The organism is Paenibacillus sp. FSL H3-0321 (assembly GCF_038002865.1).
Lineage (GTDB): Bacteria > Bacillota > Bacilli > Paenibacillales > Paenibacillaceae > Paenibacillus_AQ.
On record NZ_JBBODH010000001.1, the window covers coordinates 5,954,998 to 5,976,948 of the forward strand.

The window sequence follows — 21,951 nt, forward strand, 5'->3', positions numbered from 1 at the left end:
AGGCTAAAGCCAAGCCATCAATAGCGAGTCTTGGACGGCTGGAAGTAATTTCAGACGTTAAGCGTAGACAGCCAGATAGTAGGCCTGAAAGTGATAGAGCCTCGAAAAGAGTAAACCGGAGAGGTCGACGTTGTCGAAAGTACGGAAGACCATACTCATTCATGCGTTAAAGGCAAGTAGGGATGAGCTCTCCCGGGGTCGGAGAGCCAGGCATGCTATACAATGACTTCACTGCAACTTGGGAGACCCTGTCAGTTCTCCCGGTGGGGGAGTATGACAAACAACCGATCAAAAGGAAGAATGTCAAATGACGAACAGGGAGTCGGATCACTGCGTACTACCGATGAAGCCGAGTAATGTCGGCAAAGGGAAGGCAGTGACATATCATCAATCTTGTTAAGGACACATTTTCTACACACAGGGGTAGGTTAAAAGTGCAAACAAAACTGGCAAGAATAGCAAACATAGCAAAAGAAAATCCAAAGGAGTCTTTCACATCGCTGTATCACCTCTTGAATGAGGAACTGCTGACACAATGCCACCTTGAACTAGACGGTAGCAAAGCTACGGGTGTCGACCAAGTTACGAAGGCAATATATGAAGAGAATCTGGAATCAAACATTAAAAACTTGGTAGAACGGCTGAAGAGGAAGAGCTACCGACCACAACCTGTAAGAAGGGCCTATATACCCAAGGATGAGAAGAGCACAAGACCGCTCGGAATCCCTTCCTACGAGGACAAAATCGTGCAATTGGGACTGAACAAGATCCTCCAAGCCATTTACGAACAGGACTTTCTGAACCTATCCTACGGTTTTCGCCCAGGGAGAAACTGTCATGACGCACTGAAAGCATTGAATCGAAATATTGAATATGGAAGAACCAGCTACATCGTGGATGCCGACATTCGTAGTTTCTTTACGAAGGTCAATCACGAATGGCTCATGAAATTCCTTGGAGTAAGAATTGCAGATTCACATATCCAAAGGCTAGTCAGACGTTTTCTGAAAGCCGGGATCATGGAACAAGGGAGATGGGAGCCGACAGAAGCCGGAACCCCACAAGGTTCAATTGTTTCTCCGGTATTGGCAAATCTTTATCTGCATTACGCCTTGGACTTATGGTTTGAGGTCGTAGTGAAGAAAGCATGCCGGGGCGAAGCAAGTATGATTAGATACGCCGATGATTACGTATGCTGCTTTCAGTACAAGGTTGATGCAGAACGATTCTATGAGGCATTAATCAAACGGTTGGCCAAATTCGATCTGGAAATTGCAGAAGAGAAAACGAAAATTCTGGAATTTGGACGTTTTGCCGAAGAGAACCGGAAGCGAAAGGGACAGGGAAAGCCTAAAACGTTTGATTTCCTGGGTTTTACTCATTATTGCAGCAGGAGCAGCAAGGGAAAGTTCAGAGTGAAGAGAAAAACGAGTGCGAAGAAGTTCAAATCTAAAGTGAAAGCATTCAAGAATTGGCTGAGAACGGAACGCCATCAAGACGTGGAGGAACTAATGAAGACGATACGAGCCAAACTAATCGGGCATTATCGCTACTATGGAATAACGGACAACAGCAGAGCAATGTCCGTATACAAATTCCAGATATCTAAAACGTTACTGAAATGGTTGAATCGCAGAAGCCAGAGAAGGAGTTTCACGGCAGATAAATATAACCTTTTCCTGCAGCGTAATCCTTTACCAGAACCTAAAATCTACGTGAACATATACGGATAATCCATGCAGTATTGCGAAAGATGATATGAGGAGCCGTATGCCTTAATTGGGCACGTACGGATCTGTGAGGGGCGTGAGTCGTGAGGTTCACGTCTACTCGACCACCTGAAAAAATGGCTTAAACCCTTGAGCGCGTAAGGAGAATTCAGTGGATTTACTCGTATTGACAAAAAAAACCTCACTTGTTTGGTATCATGGAAGTGTCGAGCAACCATGCCAACAAGAAAGGTGCGTAACCCTATGTTACAACAACATTCCCTGTCTGAACAGTCTCGCTTTTCCAAACTTTTTGCCACTCTTCACATTGGAAAAACCCTGCGACAAGCGGGCATTTCTAAAACCTTCGGTGTTTCCAGTCTAGCCGTTTTTCAAATCGTGTTTTCTTTGGTTTTCGAAGGGAAGAATTGGTTCCGACTTCTGGAAAGTGACCGCGGAGCAGATCTTCCCGGCAAGGACGTTATTTATCGGTTCTTGAATCAAGCATCTTTTGCTTGGCGGCGCTTTTTGCAGGCTTTAAGTCTTCGCATCGTGCGTCACTTCGAATCGCTCATTTCCTCTCAGCGCGTACGTGTATTCATTATCGACGATTCCGTTTTGTTCCGAAACCGGAGCAAAAAAGCAGAGTTATTAGCACGAGTTTTTGACCACTCCACAGGCAAATTTACCAAGGGCTACACCATACTAACCCTGGGTTGGTCGGGCGGCTTTAGCTTTGCTCCGCTTGAGGTTGAGTTAATAAGAAATGGGAAATCGCTGCGAACTTGTTCATCTTACGCAAAGCCGGCTTCAATCAAACGACTATGTACCTCTTGCGTGAATCTCTAGAATCTTTAAGTATTAAACAATCATGCTGGCAGCAATTATTTAATATTTATCAGCTGGAATTAGACATCGATTCTCCTGCGAACGTACGGGAATACCGTATGTCGGGGTTCACATATCAAGACTACGAAGAGATTCTAAGGTAGTATAAGAATAAGAGTCATTAGTCTTGCCCGTTTTCTAAAAAAGTTCATTTCAGATTATGGGATCAACAAAAATTTGAGGTGGTGAGTTACTCTTGAAGATATACATAAAAAAAGGCCCTGATAATGAAATCGCGAACCATAATTTTTATGCTGCTTATGACGGATTTAAACAAATGGGTTATGAAATATGCTATTTCCAAGACGTGAATGAGTTGTCTGGTCATCAAAAGGAAGATGTTATTGTCAGTTATGTCGAGGACGTCAGAACCATGCTTAGCAAATACGAGATTGTTGCACCAGAAATGGACTATCCAGAAGAATTAACTGCATTTTTGGGGAGAAAAGTATGGAAGTCAAGACTGAGCATAATTGCAAATAATCCAGGAGAGCGGAATGTATTCATTAAGCCGGTTGAGGATAAAAAGTTTACCGGAGTTGTGGTTAGAAGCACGAAGGATTTAATGGGATGCGGGACATACGGTGAAGATCCTGTGATACTATGCTCGGATGTGGTCAAATTCGTAGCGGAGTGGAGATGCTTCGTCAGATACGGGAATATTCTAGATGTTCGCAGGTATAGAGGGAATTGGAGATCGCAGTTCGACTATCGAGTCATTGAAAATATTGTCTTGCAATACAAGTCTGCTCCCCAAGGATACGCTGTAGATATTGGTATAACCGATAAAGGAGAAACTTTACTAATTGAAGTTAATGATGGGTATGCGCTGGGACATTATGGGCTGTTTTCTTTGGACTATGCGAAGTTATTATCCGCAAGATGGTCAGAATTGACGAATACGACTGATGAATGCGCCTTTTAAGTCACAAAAACATATACAGCAATTATTGAACTTACTTACCTCTGCATATGGGTTGGAAGCACCAGCAATAAGTTATATTTTCCTATTATGATAATAATTCACCTTACTTTCGAATCTATAGGAGAACCGGTATGACGGATGGGGTTTATTTCGTTTGGACTCTTCATGTTATTGGGATTAGACTGAGGAAAGAATGGCAAAGTACATTTACGGCAGTTCGATGAACAGAGAAGTACAGAGTATCTAAAAAAAACAGAAATCAACATTACCATTATTACCGACCTGAATAATGAAAAGGAGAAGGGCGTTCTCTCAAATTGAGATGACGCAATGCTTGTTTTTTTGAAGTGTCGTGTATTGCAAGAAGAAAATTGTAAGAAATCATTTTTAAGATTATCTTAGAACTTTTAAGGTTGTACCTGTACCTCTGTCAACAGAGTAGACACAAAGAATCGAGATTAAATGTGTCAATCCTGCAGGTTATTTGTATTTTTTATTTAGAAACTCAATGATCGCTGAATTATACGTATAGCTTTAGACAGATATAAAAAGTACTGTACTGTGGTATACTCGAAATATAAGTGGAAATGAGGTGTTTCTATATTGATGGACCTTACGCAGGATCTTGCCAAATTGATCCGACTAACAGGTGACCGTGCGAAATTGGATGCTAAAGCAAATGGGACATATATAGTATATAAGACAAATGAGGGGCACATCGTTAAAGAATACAGCACAGGTAAGATCGAGAAAATGAATGAACAGAACTTTACCCATGAATGAGACAACTGCAACGATGTTGTGTTTGCAGGTAATAATGGAAGTGGTAAGAGCACAATCCGCAACTTGATTGTTGACCTGCTTGGAGTAAGTGTAAATATTGATCCGGATGCACTCGCCCGTAAAATTAATAATGGACATCCTGAAAAGAGTAAAGTATCTGCTGGGAAAGAAGCCATAAGAATAGCCAGGGAGTGTATCCGAAATAAGTGGGATTTCACTGTGGAAACCACCTTAGCGGGTGGTAACGTTATAAGGCAGATGAGGGATGCAAAGGAACAAGGCTTTGATATTATTGTGTTTTATGTGGGACTAGGGGATGTTCGGCTAAATATTGAACGTGTTGCTCTACGTGTGAAAAACGGTGGCCACCATATTGAAACCGATGATATTATTAGACGCAATGTAACAAGTATGAATAATCTGTTGTCTCACTTAGACCTAATAGATCAATTAGTCGTTATTGATAATAGTAAAGCAGATGGTGAAATTATTCTTGGAGCGGATAAAAGCGGAATAAAATATTATTCAGATGAATTGCCTGAATGGGCACAATCAATCGATCTAAAATTACAGATTAAATATAAAACGCAAAAGTAAACCAAATCGAATCGGGAGCGATCGCATTTGGTTTATTTTTATTTGACATCGTATCGTGTCCACGTTGTATTGAAAACGAAATCCTGATGCACCTACGTTCGCTCAAGAAAACACGTAAAGACGTATCCCTACATGATCCAATTGGGACGGATAAAGAGGGCAATGAGATTACGCTGATTGATATCCTCGGCTCTGAGGCTGACGATGTGATCAAGAAGTTGACCTTAAAATCGAGAAGAGCAAGATCTATCGTAATCTTGATATATTGGATGAACGTGAGAAGGAAGTCGTCGTCGGCCGCTTCGGCCTGGACACTGGCGGGGAAGAGCGGACGCAGCGGGAGATTGCGAAGGACTTGGGGATCTCGCGGAGTTATGTGTCGCGGATTGAGAAGCGGGCGCTGATGAAGCTGTATCATGAGTTTTATAAGGCGAAGCGGTGAGAGTATCGGGTCTGTCTTTTGACAGACTCTTTTTGTTGTCGGAATGTGGACGTATAGTTCAAAAAGAAATATGTAAAAAGTAGGATTTTAATGTAAAACATTTGAAATTTGATGTTATAATTTGGATAAATGTGATTCTATAGTAATTTAGAGGGGATAAATGATTAGATCTATAGAAAAGTATTTAAAATATAAAGTTATGAGTGGAAGCAGAATGAGGCGGAATTTGTTTGAAAGAGGATCACTCAGCAGAATAGCAATAAGACAGAATTGAAATGGCATCAATGTCAGAATGAAGGAGATAAAATGTGGAAAAGATCGATCAGCAATGTTATTGGTGTGGAAAAAAAGCAACTACACGTGAGCATGTTCCACCAAGGTGTCTTTTTCCAACAGATAAAGATGTAGGGGAACATTTTAATCAATCTTTCCGTTCCGAATTAATCACCGTTCCTTCGTGTGACGAGCATAACTCTTTGAAATCAGGTGAAGATGAATATCTAATGGCTTGTTTGACTGCAAGAGTTGGCAACAATCTTATAGCGTATGCACATACACAAACCAAGCTGAGACGATCTTTGCGGCTTCATAGAAATTTGTTAGAAATTGAGAAGAATTTAAACATTATAATTAATGAAAGAGAGGTTCCTGTCTCAATAATCAATCTTGATGTTCCTCGGTTAAGTTATTCCTTTGAAGCAATTGCGAGAGCTCTATTTTTTCATGAGTATCGTGCTCAGCATAAAGGGAAATGTGTCGTTGCATCGGATATGTTTTTATCACCAGATGCATCGGCTGCGGGATCAAATCAATTTATTAGAAATGGAATAAGAATGTTTGAAAAGGAGCAAGGTTACTGGAATACACCAATACAAGGGAAAAATCCTATGGTTTTTACATATCAATTTAGTCCGTTAGATGGCTTTGGGTCGCAAACCTTAGCTTTAAAATTCTATGAACAAACCAATGTATATGTTTGCATGGCGGATATGATTAGACTTAAACCTTATGAGAAGGAATTTGATGTGGCTAGTAAAATATTTGGACTTAGGAAATAACGTGGGTCGTGAGCGAACAAGTTTTTAATTCATTTTAGAGGTGAGTTAATGAGAAATCAAATCGAATTAAATGAATGTATAAGTTATCTAACTCGATGGATAAGCGAGATACGATTACAAAATGCGATTAGATACTACGATATTAATAAAATTTCAGAAAACTTATCTGCGTTTATCCTAAATGAGCTTTATGGATACAATTTAATTAATGCTAATAGTGAAGTCACTAATGCTTGTGCTGTTGATTTAATAGATCGTGAAAATAATATTGCTGTTCAGGTTACTTCAAGGGTTGATGGTAAAAAAATAAAAAAGACATTATCTGATTTCATTGAAAATAGAATGGAGCTGTCCTATAAAAATGGTATCAAATTTCTAATCTTAAATTTTGAAACGGTAAAGAAAGGAAACTATAAATATAATAGTATCTACAAGGATTTTGACTTTTCAACTGATGTAATAACAGACAAGATGCTTATAAAAAGAATAGAAGAAGTATATCAAACGAACTATAATCAATTCTTATCTTTATTAAAAAAAATGCGGCATGAATTTGGCGCTGAAAATGTAAGGATTAAAGATGATCTTGAAATCCTAGAGGAAATCTATAATTGTTTTGATAGACCTGCCTTTTCAACTCCTTTTTATCAAGAAAGTAATTTACCAGGTTTTATCAAAGCTATTGAAGGAACGATAGAAGCTCTGAACACTGGAGTATACAGACTCAGAGATGGAAGTGTCATTAAGAACATAAGTCCGAGATCAAAATTAAATGATAAAGGAATAAGAGAAGTAGTATCTTCGATAATCGATGACCTTATTGACTTGAGGTATTTGTATGAAGAGCTTATTCGCAAAAACGAAATTAAGTTATGTGGATGTAATGATGAAAACTGTGGAGTTCACTTCATTTCACCTTATGCAATTGAAGAAATGGATAGAGCGAGGAAGAACATACTATTAAAATTTAAAGGTATTTATAGGGGTTTTGAAATGAAGATAAGATACTGAATATGACTCGGTGCCTGTGATGAGTGTGGAGTATAACAAGTAACTAAAAACAGCTAGAGCAAGCGGACCCAGTGACACTGGCCCGCTTGCAGCTCATGTCTATTACCACCATTTGTACCTATTACGCTCCAGCTTTTTTTGGTCTGCGTTCTTTTTGTGATTCCTTCTTCCGAACAATTCGTCTTCACGAGCGATTGTGGGGTCATACCAGTCAGCCTTGGCTTTTGCCCATGAAATCCATTCTATTGTCTTAGGATTGAAGTTTCCAGACACCTCAACAGCTGCAATGTAACGTCTCATTTTGCAAGCGATATCGTAGTCCTCCGAAAGATTTTCTAGCATAAGCGTTTGGTCGACTTCTTCGTTAAAGCGTTGACGATATTCCTCTTTTCGACGTTCCTCTTCTTTGCGTTTGCGTTCGGCTTCTTCTCGGGCCTCGCGCTCTTGCCGGAGTATATCAGATGCCTCGTAAAACGCGATCATTAGATCGCCAAGGCGTTCTTCAATAACGTATGATTTGCAATCACGAAAGCTTTTAGCACTGTATACCGAAACTGTAATCCGGCCATTGTAAACATAGTCATGCTTTCTGATTTTTGGTTTTGACGCCCATGTATTGCGGCGCTTGTCTTCCTCATACTGTAGTAGTTGAAGATTTTCTTCTTTAGTAGGAATATGCTTAATCTCGTCCTGTGCTTCTGTCACTGAAACAGAGACCGTTTCGCCGTTGACAATAAATCTTAGATCATTAGTTAGTGAGCATTCGAGCGGTTCCATAGCTTTGATTAGCGCATCAAGGATGTGTAGCACCCGAGGCAAAGATTCTTCAGACACTGCATCGGCAAGAAAGAGTGTAGTATCCATACTTCTCCGATTGTAACCTCTGGATTCTTGTTCCTTGTGTTTTTTCTTCCATTCCGTTATTGCTCTGCGGTGGGCTACAATTGTCGAATGCATTTTAGCGTTTTCACCGGGAAGCATGATTTGCGTTGCAACGGAAAGAATGACACGTCTATCTTCTTCATTCAGAAAGCTAAGTGTTTCCTTTTCAATCTGTGGAGTAAAATCCGTTCCAGTTCTTGCGCCTGATTTTTTGGTGGGCTTGCTGCTTATCGGAAGCGGTATGCGAGTTACAGGTTTATCTGCACGAAGCTTGGCCCAATATCCAACTGGAGGTGTGGGGATATCTAACGATTGACAGATCTTGCGGATTGCGACATCCGAGACAGCATATCGCTTTGCTATTTCGGTTACGGGGGCCAGCCATACTTCATTGTATAAGATCTCACGATCATAAATATTGTAGGTTCGTCCAAATTGCTCATACGTTTCTGGTGGTCCAATCATTTGAGCGACTTCGCTGGGCTCATCTTTCTTTGTTGTCGAAGGAAAGAGTATCTGTCCCTCAACTTGTAATGCAGAGGATTCGAGTGTTGGTGAGGATTCGGCAACAACCGCATCCTTTGCAGATCTACCGGAATTTTCATCAGTTATGATTTGCTGCTTCTTTTTACGAGTAGACGGAATGGTTCTTGAAATTGCAACTTTCTCGTCTGCCGGTTCCGGTAATTCCAGTTTGGTTACAGGCTTGTTGAAATTGAGCTTGGTCCAGTATCCAGACGCGGGTATCGGAATGCCCGCCTCTTTAATCTGCTTCATAAGGTGAGCGTAAGTAAGATTATACTTTTTGGCTACTCCAGCAACAGATATACTCCAGATTTCTTCATACAATTGCTTGCGAGTCATTTCAATATCCGAATACTCAGGCATAGCACTTTCTTCCTTTCCTTCACTCGACCAGTTCTCTTCAATAGTGGGAAAAACCGCAGACGTCATCCTGATGGTTTGCTCTGTTTGTACTACTTGTTGATCTTCTTTAAAAGAATCACTAAAACTTGTTTCATTATCTTCATTCCGCATTTCATGAATTCTATTTGGTACTAAGATTGCGTCGAATTGTTTGATCCCCCCAATCCCTCGTTTTCGCTTAATAGAAAAACCAAATCCCGTTTCATTTCTTCGAATTGATTAATAATCGTATTTAGATTTTTCTCAATATTTTCAACCTGGATTGCATTGATCTTTCCGTGATTATAGGCAATAAGTCGCTCCGGTACGATGGAATAAGACCAGCGCTCTCTGTATTGCTCTTCATTATTGATTGCAAAGCCAATAGGCAACAAATCGTTGCGCATGCCGAGTGTCAGCAAATTTGGAGATATTCCCAAATAGTCCGCAGCAATTTTAATTGTAATTTTGGGCATATTTCTGATCTCATCATCCGAATACTTAGCCATATGTTTCACCTCCTTAATATGGTCTCAGCTATATCGATATACTGGAATTTATATCCTGATAATACTATAAAATGGTGTGTAGTACAGTTGTTTTTCAGTGCTCATGTAACGTTACCAGGGCTGATGTGCCAAATCCCCCTGATTGATATTCTTGGATCTGAGACAGACGACATTATTAAAGAGGTTAATCTCAAGATCGAGAAGAGCAAGATCTACCGCAACCTCGACATTCTGAACGGGAGGGAGAAGGAAGTTGTTGTCGGGCGGTTCGGCCTGGACACTGGCGGGGAAGAGCGGACGCAGCGGGGTATCGCGAAGGATCTGGGGATCTCGAGGAGTTATGTTTCGAGAATAGAGAAGAGGGCGCCATGAAGCCGTATCATGAGTTTTATAAGGCGAAGCGGTGAGATTATCGGTTCTGTCTTTTGACAGACTCTTTTTTGTCGAAATTTAAACATGTAGTTCAAAAGAATTATGTAAAAAGCAGGATTCCCATGTAAAACATTTGAAATATGATGTTATAATTTGGATAAATGTGTTTCTATAAAAGGTAATTTGGAGGGGTTAAGGTGGCTCGGAGTTTTGGAAGTACAGTTAATAAAATGATTAAAGAAACTGCGAAAGCGCAACGTGCAGCTGAAAGATCCAGAAATGCCGCTATTCGTGAGCAGGAAAGACATTTAAGATTGCAGCGGCAATATGAACGTGAGAATGAGCGTGCTATTAGGCAGTCAATACGCGAACAAAAGGCATATGAAAAAGAACAAAAGGTACTATACATAGAAGGGCGAAAAGAAGAAACAAATGATTATAATGAAGAAATTCTTTACCGGCTGAATGAATTTAAAACAATTATAAGTGAAACGCTCGGTGTGGATGACAAGATCTCATTCGAATCACTTTATAAGAAGGATGAATATCCTGCGTACGTTGAACCCCATGTTAAGCGACTTCCAGCTAATTCGATACCAGAGCGAGAAAGCTTTTTTGCAGGAGTGGCTATGGAAGCCCCTTTTATAGAGAAAATCACCGGCCTCGGGAAAAAAGCGCGTCTCAGATCTATTGAAGCAGCGGAGAATACATACAACTATGCCCTTCGTAATTATGAGTCTGCAGAAATGAGAAGAAACGAACTGATTAAGGAAAATGAAACATTCCTCAACTCTGCAAGAGCTGAATATGATGAAGCAAAGCGTTTATATCTTGAAGAAATAGCTTCTCATAATAGTTTCATTGATGATTTTAAGAGTAGCTATTTCGATAAAGACAAAGAGGCCATTGAAGCTTATAACACATTGATTTTGGAACGTTCTAACTACAGTGATATCTTTCCACAAACCTTTAATTTGTTTTATTTGGAAGAGAGCAAAGAATTACTAATAGAGTATGAATTACCGAATGTAACGGCTGTACCGAAGAATAAAGAATATAAATATACACAGAGCCGAGATGAGATCAAAGGCGTTCCGTTTAAACCCAAGGAATTAAATGAAATCTACTCTATACTTGTGGCTTCAATAGCACTCCGTACACTTCATGAGCTTTTTGAAGCTGACCATGGCAACCATTTGGATTCTGTTGTATTTAATGGAGTGGTATTCACAGTGGACTTAAGTACAGGGCTCGATATCCGGCCTTGTATTTTAACTATTCAGACCAAGAAAGACGAGTTCACTAAATTTGATCTTGCTAGAGTGGATATCCTTGCCTGTGTAAAAGGCCTTAAAGCCCAGCTCTCCCCTTCAGTAACTGAACTCACCCCAGTTAAGCCAATTGTTGATCTTGTCATGTACGATAAACGATTTGTAAATGAAAGAGATATGATATCTACGCTTGATGCACGAACCAATCTTTTGGAGATGGACCCTTTTGATTTTGAACATCTGGTTTGTAACTTGTTTTCGAAAATAGGTCTTGAATCCAAACTGACACGTTCTAGCCGAGACGGTGGAGTTGATGTCATTGCTTTTGATCCGCGTCCGGTATTTGGTGGGAAATACGTAATTCAGGCGAAAAGATATAAGAATACTGTAGAGGTAGCTGCAGTTAGGGATTTATATGGTACCATGATGAACGAGAATGCATCCAAGGGGATTTTGGTTACCACATCAACGTATGGACCCGATGCCAGAAGTTTCGCCAAGGACAAGCCCATTGAATTAATCGATGGCCGGGTGCTTTTGCATATGTTAGAGGAGCAGGGGATTTATGCGAAGATACAGTTGTGAAATACTCTGTGGAGTTGATTGAAGGAATTTATCGGGTTTCCAACTAGATTAAGCTAAATAGAACCTAACTTATAGGTTTGGAATGTGAGGTGGACACAATGAATCCATATCGTGAATTTGTCGCAAGTATTTCTGCAATAGAATTTGAAAAGTATTGTTTGGAAATATTGAATGCATATGCTGAAGCCGAAGCACTTAAAGACTTCTCCATACTTCATAACCAAAAAGCTCAGACCAATGATGAGGAGTACCAAATTGATATTATTGCTGAATTTGTGGCACTGTCTGTGGGATTTAAAGTTATTGTAGAATGCAAACGTTATTCACGACCAGTGGAACGTGAGAAGATAATAGTTTTAGCGGACAAGGTACGACCTTAGGTGCACATAAAGGAATGTTAATTTCTACATCAGGTTTTCAAAGTGGAGCGACAGAATATGCGAAAAAACATGGAATTGCATTATTGCAAATATTTAATAAGGAAGTAATACATATTCAAGCCTCAAGCAATCCCCAATTAGATCCTAAATTAATAGCATTTATTAAACAGTCTCCTAAATTTTACGCTTATCAATGGAGCACAATGTTAGAGGATTTTCCTGATAAACAAATATATCCATCGGAAACAATGTTATTAGAAATTAAAAGGAAAGTATTGGGTTATTGATAAATGCATGACTCTACTACAGCGTTTGTTAACTAGTAAACTTTAATGAAATAGTTGGAAAACAATAGACTGTTAACCAAGTGGAGGAGTTGAGTGATATACATCGTTTAAAGCTCGGGATTGTATATATTGTTTATGTTTTTTAATTTTAATTGCATATCCTTTTTCTTTTTCTGTAAAGTACTCAAAAAAGAATTGTTCATCGATTCCAGCGTCATTCTTAGTTTCTTCCCAAAGGGAGTTTATATCTTTACATATAATCGTATCGATTTCAAATTCTCCAACAACACGGCTTACAGGAGCAGTAGCGTAAATAATAACTCGAGATATATCTGTTCGTTTAAAAATATTTTTTCTGTATTCATATTTTTTCTCACCCGAAAAGATCCTATCCACAAATTGTGGTTTAATTGATAATAATACGTTCATCAATCTGCGCCTCCTTAATGATGTCTTTAAAATTTTGGTGAGTTATCCGCGTAAAACCTCTAGGGGCAGAGTGAACACCTTTTAAGACCTTCATTTGTATTAATTTTTCCATGTTAATCCGTTTTGGAAAAGAATAGGTATATAAAAAGTTAACAATAAACGGTTTGGATTTTCCGCCGTACCACCAGTCCAACAGCTCCTTATCATTAAAGACACTTCTTTTCTTGCCTAAAGAAATAAAGTGGTCGGGATCAGTTATATTCTTAATAACACTTTCAACAATCCCAATGGTAGTTACTACACTTGTGTAAAAACCCCCTGTTCTGTAAAAGACAATAATATCACCTTTATTTAAATTCCGCTGCATTGAACGAGAAATAAATGCTTTACTAATTGCATTTCGATAAGGTTCATTTTCAATAAAGTCATCAGGTGATTCAGTACGGAGTATTGAGTCAGGGAAAAGATTGGTGTGATACTCTGGATAAATTGGATTTAAAAATACTTGTTTACTAGAGTCGATATACGGAAATGTATGCTTTGGGTTGGAGGAATCAAAAGCAGTTTGAAAGTCACGTGTAAAAACCAATTCAGTATTGTTCTTTGTGCCATGTTTAGTAAAACCATAATCATTAAGAAGATTTATTAATCTAATTTGTTCCATACGTTTATCAAAAATAGTTACGTATATCTCATCAACCCCGAAGTTCAGGGCATTGTCAATTATTATTTTTATAAAGCGCTCTCCAAGTTTATAACCATTGAGCGTTACCTTAAATGTACCGATTTTCAAACGTTTTTTTGGGGAGAAGGGAGGATAAATACTTGAGTAATCTTCATGTTCGTCCTCTACCTTCAAGTATAAGAATGCCGCAATATTTTCATCTATCTTACATATATAGGCCATTTCATCTGCTTTTCTGTTGAACCATTTAACAAAGCCGGGATAGTCTTGTTTTAAGCTGTCAAAAAAGTTGTCATCAATATTAATGTTACCTATGTATTCTTTTTTTACAGATAAAACCTTATAACTCAACAAGTCGGGATTTTCGTAGGTAACTTTCTCCAAAAAAGAATCTATTGTAAACACTTTATCTGAGAGATTTAGTTTTGCCGCTTTAAGAGCAAGTTTTCGGTCCTCGGTAATCAACATATCTACTCTATCAGCAGCTAATTCGTTTAATAATTTTGTACCATTTTTATCATTATCATTTTTATCAAATTGATTTGAAATCTGGTTAATAGCTTCACTCATTGGTGCGATTGTTTTTAAAATATGGTAACTGTCTAGTTTTATGATCATTGAATCAACTGTCTGAGCATTTTTGTATTTACTAATTTCTTCAACAGTAATAGGGTGTACACACTTTGTGTATTTCAGTTTATCCATCCATCTGAAAAGTATCCCGATATCATTCTTCGTAACATTGGCTGTTTCTCTGTAAATAATAATATTAGTATCTAAAAGTACTTTCATGTTAATTCATCACTCCTAGATTAGTGATAAAATGAATTAAATTTATCAAAATATCATTACTATTATTAAAAATATATAAAGATGTTGAAAATTGGTTTGCAATTGAAGTAGCGTGAGCGATTTCTTCAATTTGAAAATTGTCCAAAAAATCTAAGTCGTACTTTTTATTATCACGTTTTTGAAGACGCGTGGAAATTTTCAAGATGTCGTCCGTAACTACAATGAAAGCAAGCGGTCGAATATCACTGAATACTTTGTCGGAGAGTTTAGTGATTTTTCCGCCTTTATTTAAAAGACAAAAATGCCCATCAAGCAAACCATATTTATTTTTTGAATTGATTTGCTTGAGACCTTCCGCAAGGAACTCTTGATTACTATTAATGTCTGCGATGAATTTGTTTGATGTAAAACTTTGCTGTTTGGTCTGAGCGATAATATTACTTGCTGAATAAAGGTCTATATTGAAATACTTTGTCAACTCATTACAGATGGTCGTTTTACCAACTCCATGGATTCCACCAACAAAAATCAGATTCGACATAGGCACCCCGTCTCAAAACATGACTTTTTTCCTAATCATATCATTCTAATGTATATTTTGGAACATGGAGAATGCTGTATTATAAAAAAGGAAATAGAGGGGGCGCCAAATTTGTCCATTATGTATAACTCGTGAAAATCAATTCATCGCTGAATGACACGTACATGAAAGTAGTGCTTTTCTTAACAAAGGTCCAACTGTGAAGTGAAGTGAAATGCATTTCGTACATGCTCTGTATACTATTTACCAGTATAATTACCAGTTACAACAGGCATCTATGAAGAGTACCATTGCTTCATACCGATGCTCTTTACACATCCACAACTCCATGACAATACAGGCGAAGACATTGAGGACCTCATCTCCATCGGTACGATTGGGCTAATCAAGGCGATTGAGAGCTACCGCCCGAATAAGGGCACGAAGCTCGCTACTTTTGCTGCCCGCTGCATTGAAAACGAAATCCTGATGCACCTGCGTTCGCTGAAAAAAAACCGGAAGGACGTATCCCTGCACGATCCGATCGGGACGGATAAAGAGGGCAATGAGATTACCCTGATTGATATCCTCGGTTCTGAGGCAGACGATGTTATTAAAGAGGAGGATCTCAAGATAGAGAAAAGCAAGATTTACCGTAACCTCGATATTCTCGATGAACGTGAGAAAGAGGTTGTCGTGGGCCGGTTCGGCCTGGACACCGGCGGGGAGGAGCGGACGCAGCGGGAGATTGCGAAGGATCTGGGGATCTCGCGGAGTTATGTGTCTCGGATTGAGAAAAGGGCGCTTATGAAGCTGTATCATGAGTTTTATAAGGCGAAGCGGTAACGATGAATAAAAAGTAGTACCTCTTTAATTATAACATTAAAACAAAAGCAACCTATCTGCGGATAGGTTGCTTTTGTTTTAATGATTTTTTGTTCAACTGTCTTCTTACATTCGATATAAAAGTTTTTATGTAAACAAAGAAATTAAGTCCTTTGGACTATTTTAAAGGGATATTTTGTTATTAAAAGCCTAATTGTATGTTATATTTTATTTTATATAGGCTGTATTTTTAAGTGTTGGAATAATAGAGATGTTCCATAACATTATTACCTTTTGATCGAGTAAGAGATATTGGGGGCGTACTTCGCTGAGATTAACTCATGTAATAGTAAGATAAACAAAGGTGGAGGTTGAAAGAATGCTAGATATTGTAACTCCCATTGGTGAACAAATTAGGAAGTTATTCAACTTACTAACAGTTAAGTATAAGTATTATCACAATGAACTTTCAGAGAAACAGCATATAGAGTTTGAGCCTGTCGGCTTAAATGTCAACTCATTAGAACAGATCGGTTTGGTAGCTTCAATTTGCTACCATATCCAATCTGGTTTGTGGTCTGCATCAATACAGGCATTGAAGGAATTACTTCCAGATTCTATGGTGGATTTTGAAGATGACCAGAATATTAAAAATTACTTTTCAGGAGACGAGTATGCTGAAGGTGATAAAAGGAAAGAACATTTTCAGAAGCAGCGAAATCCATTCATCTTAGAAGTTTTAGCAAACTGCATGCTATATTGTGTAGAAGTGACACCGAATTTACACCTAACCCTAAAAGCAATGAATAGAATTCACTTGGACTCTAAAATCCAAGGACTTGATGCAGCAGCACTTGCATCTACAGAAGATTTGGATTATTACATAATTATTGGTGAAGCTAAAAATAGAGAAACACCTTCTCAAGGTACTGCTGAGGCTTTTGAAGCTTTTAAAAAACACGACTCCGGTAAAACCTGGGCTGATATACGTCAATTAATTTGTATTGTCTCAGATGCGGCACAGTTAAGCGACTACGATGGGGTATTGTTAAGCCGTAAATTGTCTCGGAAATCTATTTGGGAGGGGAAATTTATATATAGACTCACTATTGAGCATCAATCAGCTAATCCGCATGGTGGTTCTCAATTCAAAGACTTTTCAGCGTGTACAGTTAATGTTTTTGAAGCTGAAAGAAGACAATGTGAATCATTCGGAACTGAAAGGTTAACCGAGTTTTACGATAAGGTATCACAAATGATTGTGGAATACATTGTAGGAAAGGGGAAGGGAGTAATTGCTTGATGAATATGCTAAAGAGCAATATGAGGTTGCCTCAACATTATTAGATGATATAAATGGGGAAGATATAAGAGAATTATTATTAAAAGTCACCATAGAGAATGCTAGAGTGAATTATTTTAAAACAACCCAGATGAATAATGTAGTTGATGAAAGCGATAATCTTATACTAGAAAGGTTAGCAAAAGCTTTGTTAATTAGAATTGTTTTTGATACAGAGCTTCAATCCGAAACTCTACAGGCTGCTGCTTTAGTATGCGCACAAGTTTTTGAAACGTTGACTCCGACTATTATTGAATATAATAAATACACAATAAATGATTCTATGTTCATAAATAGAATAGTCACCTCGTTGTTATATTATATTGCTGGCTATGACCCTAATGCAGCACAATCTGCAAAAAGTATCCATCGTGACTCAATTACTTCCCCAAAGAATTCTATTGAGCCAGTTATCATTGAGAATCTAATAAGATTTGCTTCTTTAGAACTTCAGTATATTGTACACAAAGAGGCTCCAAAGGAGAAAGTAGAGGGAATTAAGGACTACCGAGATTTAAAGCATGTAACAAGGGAAGCAATGCTGTGGGAATTGAATGAGTGTTTGGTGCTATTCAAAAAAGAACTTACTTTAGTACATAATGAGTGGGACATTGACATTGAAAAGAGATTATTACGTCTGCATCGTATTTCTACGAATTGTGGGGAAAGTACAATCTTACTATTAGCTCTTATATTACTACTAGTGAATAGAACTTTTCCATCTAGAGCCATCTCTATCTTACAATCTCCTGGAGATTGTCCACTTAATATTTGGAATGAACATATGCAAAGATATTTAGATGAACGCGTATTTATTATTTGGCCGCCACATAAAGAAGCCATTGAAAAGGGGCTTTTAAATCATCAGAATAATATTATAGCTATTCCAACAGGTACTGGGAAAAGCTTGATTGCGGAACATAAAGTAATTTCTTCTTTACAAAGAGGATCAATAATTATTTATTTAGCACCCACTCATGCTTTGTGCCGTCAAATTTCGGAGAGAATGAAGAAAATTATAGCTGTTCAAAATTTATTTTCAGACCAAATATTACTTATTGATGATTTGGATAATTTAAACCGCTTTGAGCAATTTGATAGCTCGAAACTAATTTTAGTTATGACACCGGAAAAATGTACTTCTCTATATGCTAAACGTTCTGAATTGTTTATACACGTTAGTTTATACGTTGTTGATGAGTTTCATAATATAAAAGAAGGAAATAGAGGAGCTTTGCTAGATTCATTATTGGCAAGGGTCTCTGAAAATTCAGAAAACGCAGTTTACTTATTAATGTCTGCATTATTAGATAAATCAACAATTCTACCAAAATGGTTAGAGGCTTTGAATAATAAGCCTTCCGATGCAGTTTATACAAGATGGAGACCTGCGAGAACGCTTAGAGGATTTATTTCACATCCATTGAGGGAATACAATAACGCTTTAGATGAAGCAAGGAAAAGTGGAAAAAAGAGCTATTCAAAAGAATTAACTACTGATTTGTTTTTTTGCGTACAGGATGTTTGGAATGATGAAACGCAGAAATCAGCATATCCAATACGGCTACCAAATAAGTTGAAAATAAGATTTAAATTATCTAAATTTGGTAATTGGACAACGGAAGGTTATGGAAATGATATGGCCAGACAACTTGGGAACTGGCTTGCTACATGTAATCTGCCCGTTCTTATTTTCTCACAAACTACCCGTCATCTAATTGGTGAGATTGAAGCACATAAAAAAATAAATAAATTTGAGTATATTATGAACCGTAGAGTAGATGCCTATTTAACTTTTGCTGAAATTGAATTGGGTGAAGTATCAGATCTTGAGGAGGGACTCATTAATGGAATAGGAATTCATTCTCAGGCATTAATAGACGAAGAGCAAGAAGCAGTAGAGGCGTTTTTTAAAAGTTGTAACCGAGGAGTTGTATGTGCTACAGGTACATTAGCGCAAGGATTAAATTTACCTGCTTCTGCTGTCGTGGTGAATACAACAAAACAATACAATGCAGATGATATCCCAAAACCTATGTCAAAAGAGGAAGTCATTAATATGCTTGGTCGAGCAGGAAGACCAGGGCTGGCTTTTCAATCTATTGGTGTTATTATTCCTCAATATCCTTCAAGCCATAATGAGAATGGATTTACATTAGCGCCGGAATATAATGAATATTTAGAAAGAATCGATGCAGTAGTTCCTGTAGGATCTGGACTGACGCAAATATTAAATTCGGTAGCTGGTAGTCCATTTGAAAATGCATTAGATAATTATACATTTTTATTAAACACTACTACTAAAGATGATCAAATTAATAAAAGAATTATACGTAAAACGTTAGCTAGTTACTTACTTGATTCAGAAGTAATTGACAATGCTACTGATAATTGTGATAAATGGCTCAGTATTGTACAAGACGATCCACTTATGAAACAATATGTTGATATTGCAAAGAAGTCTGCTGTTTCAATTAAGGTTGCCAAAACTCTCTTGGAAAGTATTGATGAAGAAGGAACTCTATTCCTTGTTAGCTATACAGATGCAACAGTAGGGGATTGGCTAAACTGGTATATGAATAATATAAGAAAACTAGCGGGTGAATTTTTAATTGAGAATGTACATAACTCATTTAAACATTCTGAGATATTATGCGAGTTCTTAATAGCATGGACCAATGGAAAAACAATCAAGGAAATTGGAGATATCATGGTAATACATGGTGTAGGAGTAGAAGGAAGAAACCACAATAGAAATAATCAAGGTCCTATAGCTAAAGTTGTACATATTCTTCAGGATGGTATAAGAAATATATCCCACTTAGCAAATTGTTATATCACAATTATAGAATCAATCATAGAGAAAACTGGCTATGATTATTTAGTCCCTGAGAGCCTACAGATGCTACCATCTTTTATTAGCTGGGGAGTTAAAAGTAACGAAGCTTTGAAATTCAGAAAGAGAGGGCTACCACGATTATTGTCAACACAGTTGGGAAAGGAGTTTGGAGATGTTAGTTATTTAGGGACGCTAATAAATGAATGGAAAGAAACTGGAGACATTCCTGGAATGGAATACACAGAAAAAGTAAAGAATGCAATTTTTGAAATAATATAGTATTTTTTTAAGACGGAAGAAGTTTCATTCTATAAAGAAATAGTTCCTATATTAAAATAATGGGGGGAAATTATGTTTATAAAAAAAATTCATATAGGTCAATATAAGAAGCTTAATAATTTTGATATTGAATTCAAAAAAATAACAAATAAAATTAAAGGTGAAAGATTTAATATTTCAGTATTGATAGGGGAAAATGGGACTGCTAAAAGCACAATTCTTCAAGCAATTGCAAATGTATTTTCTGATTCAAAAGAGAAAGATAAGATGTTGAATTATGAAATAGAATATGAGATGAATACTCAGACACATAAGTTGAATGATGATAATGAAATAACAAAGGTACCCTCCAATTTGGTTATCTCATCATTTTCTCCTGTAGAGAAAATATTCATAATGGCTAAAAAATCTGTTTCATCATTGTGTCCAATAATCTTTTCTGAAATGGGTAACAGCAAATTAAAAGAGATAATCGGAAAGTATATTTTAGAGAATACAAACAATACAAATAATATCAATAGAATAATAGAGAATACAACCAATATAAATAAAATCAATAGAATAATTGATTACATTGGTTATAACCCGGCTCAGTATTTTTTGGAAAGCAATGATTGGATATTTACTTCACTGAACTCAGATAACTTTATAAAATCATTGTACAATGGACATTTTGATCGAATTATCGAAAAAGAAATTATAATTCAAGAACCTGAAATTGATGTAACAAGCCTTATTACTAGTTATCAAAATGAACTTAATAATCATAGGTACAGATTTAGAAATACAATAATAGATTATATGGGAAGATTTGATGCATACTGGAGTAATAATCATGGGTATTCTAAAAAATCAATATTAGATTACTCCATTTTAAGACGTATTTATTTAGAATATATTTATATACTATTAAAAATGAGAACATTTTTTAGGAATTATTCTAAAAAAAAATATACAAATTATAAGTACAATGAAACTCAGCTTATTTCAAATTCTGATTTAGATATGTACTTCCATGGTTTGGACGAATTTATAAAAGATCTATCATTTTTAGATGCATTTGAAAAGTATATTTTTAATGATATTTGGTTTGAAGCAAAAGGTACCCCTGACTTAGTACCGTTATCTCTTTGGAGTTCAGGTGAGTTCAGCCTTTTCTTGAGACTTATCGAGATATCAAATTCAGTTATCGAGAACTCGATAGTACTAATTGATGAACCTGAGACGCACTTACATCCTAAATGGATAAGAAACTACATAAAATTGTTGAAAGATATTATAGGAGATATACATTGCCATGTGATTATTGCTACTCACGCTCCGTTAATAATATCAGATATACCTAAAGAAAGTATTATTATGTTAAAAAGAAATGAGCATTTAATCGAGCAAAGTTACATTCAAGAAGAAACTATAGGGCTTGAATATGAGGAAGTTCTGAAACGAATATTTGAATTTAATGATATAAAAGGAACTGTTCTTGAAAGCTACGAAAATAAAATTCTAGAGAGTATTGAAAAGGATGATGTTGCAACAATTATAAATTTATATGATCAGTTAGGAGATAGCCCTACAAAGTTTGATCTATTTTTAAAAATAAAGAGGTACAATGATCAAAGAAAGAGTAGTGAATAA

Annotated in this window: 16 protein-coding genes and 4 pseudogenes; 15 read left to right on the forward strand and 5 right to left on the reverse strand. The window is 37.0% G+C overall.

All coding sequences use genetic code 11. The features are described 5' to 3' along the window. Positions 1-434 precede the first annotated feature (434 nt). The 8 genes and pseudogenes from ltrA (at position 435) to MHI45_RS26735 (ending at position 7,413) form a co-directional block, all read left to right on the forward strand. Complete coding sequence (gene ltrA / locus MHI45_RS26705) at positions 435-1,733, forward strand: group II intron reverse transcriptase/maturase (RefSeq protein ID WP_038587459.1); 1,299 nt, start codon at positions 435-437, stop codon at positions 1,731-1,733. A gap of 240 nt (positions 1,734-1,973) precedes the next feature. Next, positions 1,974-2,486, forward strand: a pseudogene (locus MHI45_RS26710) (transposase); the annotation flags it as partial. Between the two features lie 47 nt (positions 2,487-2,533). Further along, positions 2,534-2,701: a hypothetical protein gene (locus MHI45_RS35265; RefSeq protein ID WP_368665134.1), complete on the forward strand. Its 168-nt coding sequence runs from the start codon at positions 2,534-2,536 to the stop codon at positions 2,699-2,701. 92 nt (positions 2,702-2,793) lie between these two features. After that, positions 2,794-3,522, forward strand: coding sequence for an ATP-grasp domain-containing protein (locus tag MHI45_RS26715; RefSeq protein WP_341119702.1), 729 nt, complete (start codon positions 2,794-2,796; stop codon positions 3,520-3,522). Positions 3,523-4,368: 846 nt separating this feature from the next. Then, positions 4,369-4,902 carry a hypothetical protein gene (locus tag MHI45_RS26720; RefSeq protein WP_256718286.1) on the forward strand — a complete coding sequence of 178 codons (534 nt, stop codon included), beginning with the start codon at positions 4,369-4,371 and terminating at the stop codon, positions 4,900-4,902. Positions 4,903-4,964: 62 nt separating this feature from the next. Next, positions 4,965-5,344, forward strand: a pseudogene (locus MHI45_RS26725) (sigma-70 family RNA polymerase sigma factor); the annotation flags it as partial. A gap of 308 nt (positions 5,345-5,652) precedes the next feature. Continuing rightward, complete coding sequence (locus tag MHI45_RS26730; RefSeq protein ID WP_076114348.1) at positions 5,653-6,402, forward strand: hypothetical protein; 750 nt, start codon at positions 5,653-5,655, stop codon at positions 6,400-6,402. Positions 6,403-6,450: 48 nt separating this feature from the next. Beyond that, positions 6,451-7,413 carry an SMEK domain-containing protein gene (locus tag MHI45_RS26735; protein WP_076114349.1) on the forward strand — a complete coding sequence of 321 codons (963 nt, stop codon included), beginning with the start codon at positions 6,451-6,453 and terminating at the stop codon, positions 7,411-7,413. Between the two features lie 102 nt (positions 7,414-7,515). On the opposite strand, the gene MHI45_RS26740 is transcribed toward MHI45_RS26735, so the two are convergent. Both MHI45_RS26740 and MHI45_RS26745 read right to left on the reverse strand, forming a co-directional pair. After that, entirely contained in the window at positions 7,516-9,333 is a 1,818-nt protein-coding gene (locus MHI45_RS26740) for a hypothetical protein (RefSeq protein ID WP_083675952.1), read from the reverse strand. Between the two features lie 20 nt (positions 9,334-9,353). Continuing rightward, positions 9,354-9,710, reverse strand: coding sequence for a hypothetical protein (locus MHI45_RS26745; protein WP_076114350.1), 357 nt, complete (start codon positions 9,708-9,710; stop codon positions 9,354-9,356). Positions 9,711-9,839: 129 nt separating this feature from the next. Here MHI45_RS26745 and MHI45_RS26750 point away from each other — a divergent pair. From MHI45_RS26750 to MHI45_RS35270, 3 genes and pseudogenes are all read left to right on the forward strand, one after another. After that, positions 9,840-10,117, forward strand: a pseudogene (locus MHI45_RS26750) (sigma factor-like helix-turn-helix DNA-binding protein); the annotation flags it as partial. 162 nt (positions 10,118-10,279) lie between these two features. Further along, positions 10,280-11,938: a restriction endonuclease gene (locus MHI45_RS26755; RefSeq protein ID WP_083675953.1), complete on the forward strand. Its 1,659-nt coding sequence runs from the start codon at positions 10,280-10,282 to the stop codon at positions 11,936-11,938. A 98-nt stretch (positions 11,939-12,036) separates the two neighbouring features. Next, positions 12,037-12,605: pseudogene (locus MHI45_RS35270) on the forward strand (restriction endonuclease). A gap of 72 nt (positions 12,606-12,677) precedes the next feature. On the opposite strand, the gene MHI45_RS26770 reads toward MHI45_RS35270, so the two are convergent. From MHI45_RS26770 to MHI45_RS26780, 3 genes are read right to left on the reverse strand one after another with little or no spacing between them, the layout of a single operon-like run. Continuing rightward, complete coding sequence (locus tag MHI45_RS26770; protein WP_076114353.1) at positions 12,678-13,034, reverse strand: ASCH domain-containing protein; 357 nt, start codon at positions 13,032-13,034, stop codon at positions 12,678-12,680. After that, on the reverse strand, positions 13,012-14,511 hold the full coding sequence (locus MHI45_RS26775; RefSeq protein WP_076114354.1) for a PIN domain-containing protein: 1,500 nt from the start codon (positions 14,509-14,511) through the stop codon (positions 13,012-13,014). The genes MHI45_RS26770 and MHI45_RS26775 overlap by 23 nt, the downstream gene beginning before the upstream one ends. Before the next feature lies 1 nt (position 14,512). Then, a complete protein-coding gene (locus tag MHI45_RS26780) occupies positions 14,513-15,052 on the reverse strand; it encodes an ATP-binding protein (RefSeq protein WP_076114355.1) in 540 nt (179 codons plus the stop codon). Between the two features lie 303 nt (positions 15,053-15,355). Between MHI45_RS26780 and sigK the strand changes: the two genes are divergently transcribed. The 4 genes from sigK to MHI45_RS26800 all read left to right on the forward strand — a co-directional run bounded on the left by sigK (position 15,356) and on the right by MHI45_RS26800 (position 21,951). Next, the gene (gene sigK / locus MHI45_RS26785) at positions 15,356-15,877 is read left to right on the forward strand and encodes an RNA polymerase sporulation sigma factor SigK (protein WP_076114356.1); all 522 of its coding nucleotides are present in this window, start codon (positions 15,356-15,358) and stop codon (positions 15,875-15,877) included. A gap of 358 nt (positions 15,878-16,235) precedes the next feature. Continuing rightward, positions 16,236-17,159 (forward strand): hypothetical protein, encoded by a 924-nt coding sequence (locus tag MHI45_RS26790; protein WP_076114357.1) that lies wholly within the window; start codon positions 16,236-16,238, stop codon positions 17,157-17,159. Continuing rightward, entirely contained in the window at positions 17,152-20,316 is a 3,165-nt protein-coding gene (locus MHI45_RS26795; RefSeq protein WP_076114358.1) for a DEAD/DEAH box helicase, read from the forward strand. Before MHI45_RS26790 ends, MHI45_RS26795 begins: the two co-directional genes overlap by 8 nt. Positions 20,317-20,388: 72 nt before the next feature. Beyond that, positions 20,389-21,951: an AAA family ATPase gene (locus MHI45_RS26800; protein WP_076114359.1), complete on the forward strand. Its 1,563-nt coding sequence runs from the start codon at positions 20,389-20,391 to the stop codon at positions 21,949-21,951.

Coding starts and splice junctions, on each gene's coding strand:
- MHI45_RS26800 (WP_076114359.1), top strand. CDS start 20,389: ATGTTTATAAAAAAAATTCATATAGGTCAATATAAGAAGCTTAATAAT.
- MHI45_RS26770 (WP_076114353.1), bottom strand. CDS start 13,034: ATGAACGTATTATTATCAATTAAACCACAATTTGTGGATAGGATCTTT.
- MHI45_RS26740 (WP_083675952.1), bottom strand. CDS start 9,333: ATGCGGAATGAAGATAATGAAACAAGTTTTAGTGATTCTTTTAAAGAA.
- MHI45_RS26775 (WP_076114354.1), bottom strand. CDS start 14,511: ATGAAAGTACTTTTAGATACTAATATTATTATTTACAGAGAAACAGCC.
- sigK (WP_076114356.1), top strand. CDS start 15,356: ATGCTCTTTACACATCCACAACTCCATGACAATACAGGCGAAGACATT.
- MHI45_RS26780 (WP_076114355.1), bottom strand. CDS start 15,052: ATGTCGAATCTGATTTTTGTTGGTGGAATCCATGGAGTTGGTAAAACG.
- MHI45_RS35265 (WP_368665134.1), top strand. CDS start 2,534: ATGTACCTCTTGCGTGAATCTCTAGAATCTTTAAGTATTAAACAATCA.
- MHI45_RS26790 (WP_076114357.1), top strand. CDS start 16,236: ATGCTAGATATTGTAACTCCCATTGGTGAACAAATTAGGAAGTTATTC.
- MHI45_RS26735 (WP_076114349.1), top strand. CDS start 6,451: ATGAGAAATCAAATCGAATTAAATGAATGTATAAGTTATCTAACTCGA.
- MHI45_RS26745 (WP_076114350.1), bottom strand. CDS start 9,710: ATGGCTAAGTATTCGGATGATGAGATCAGAAATATGCCCAAAATTACA.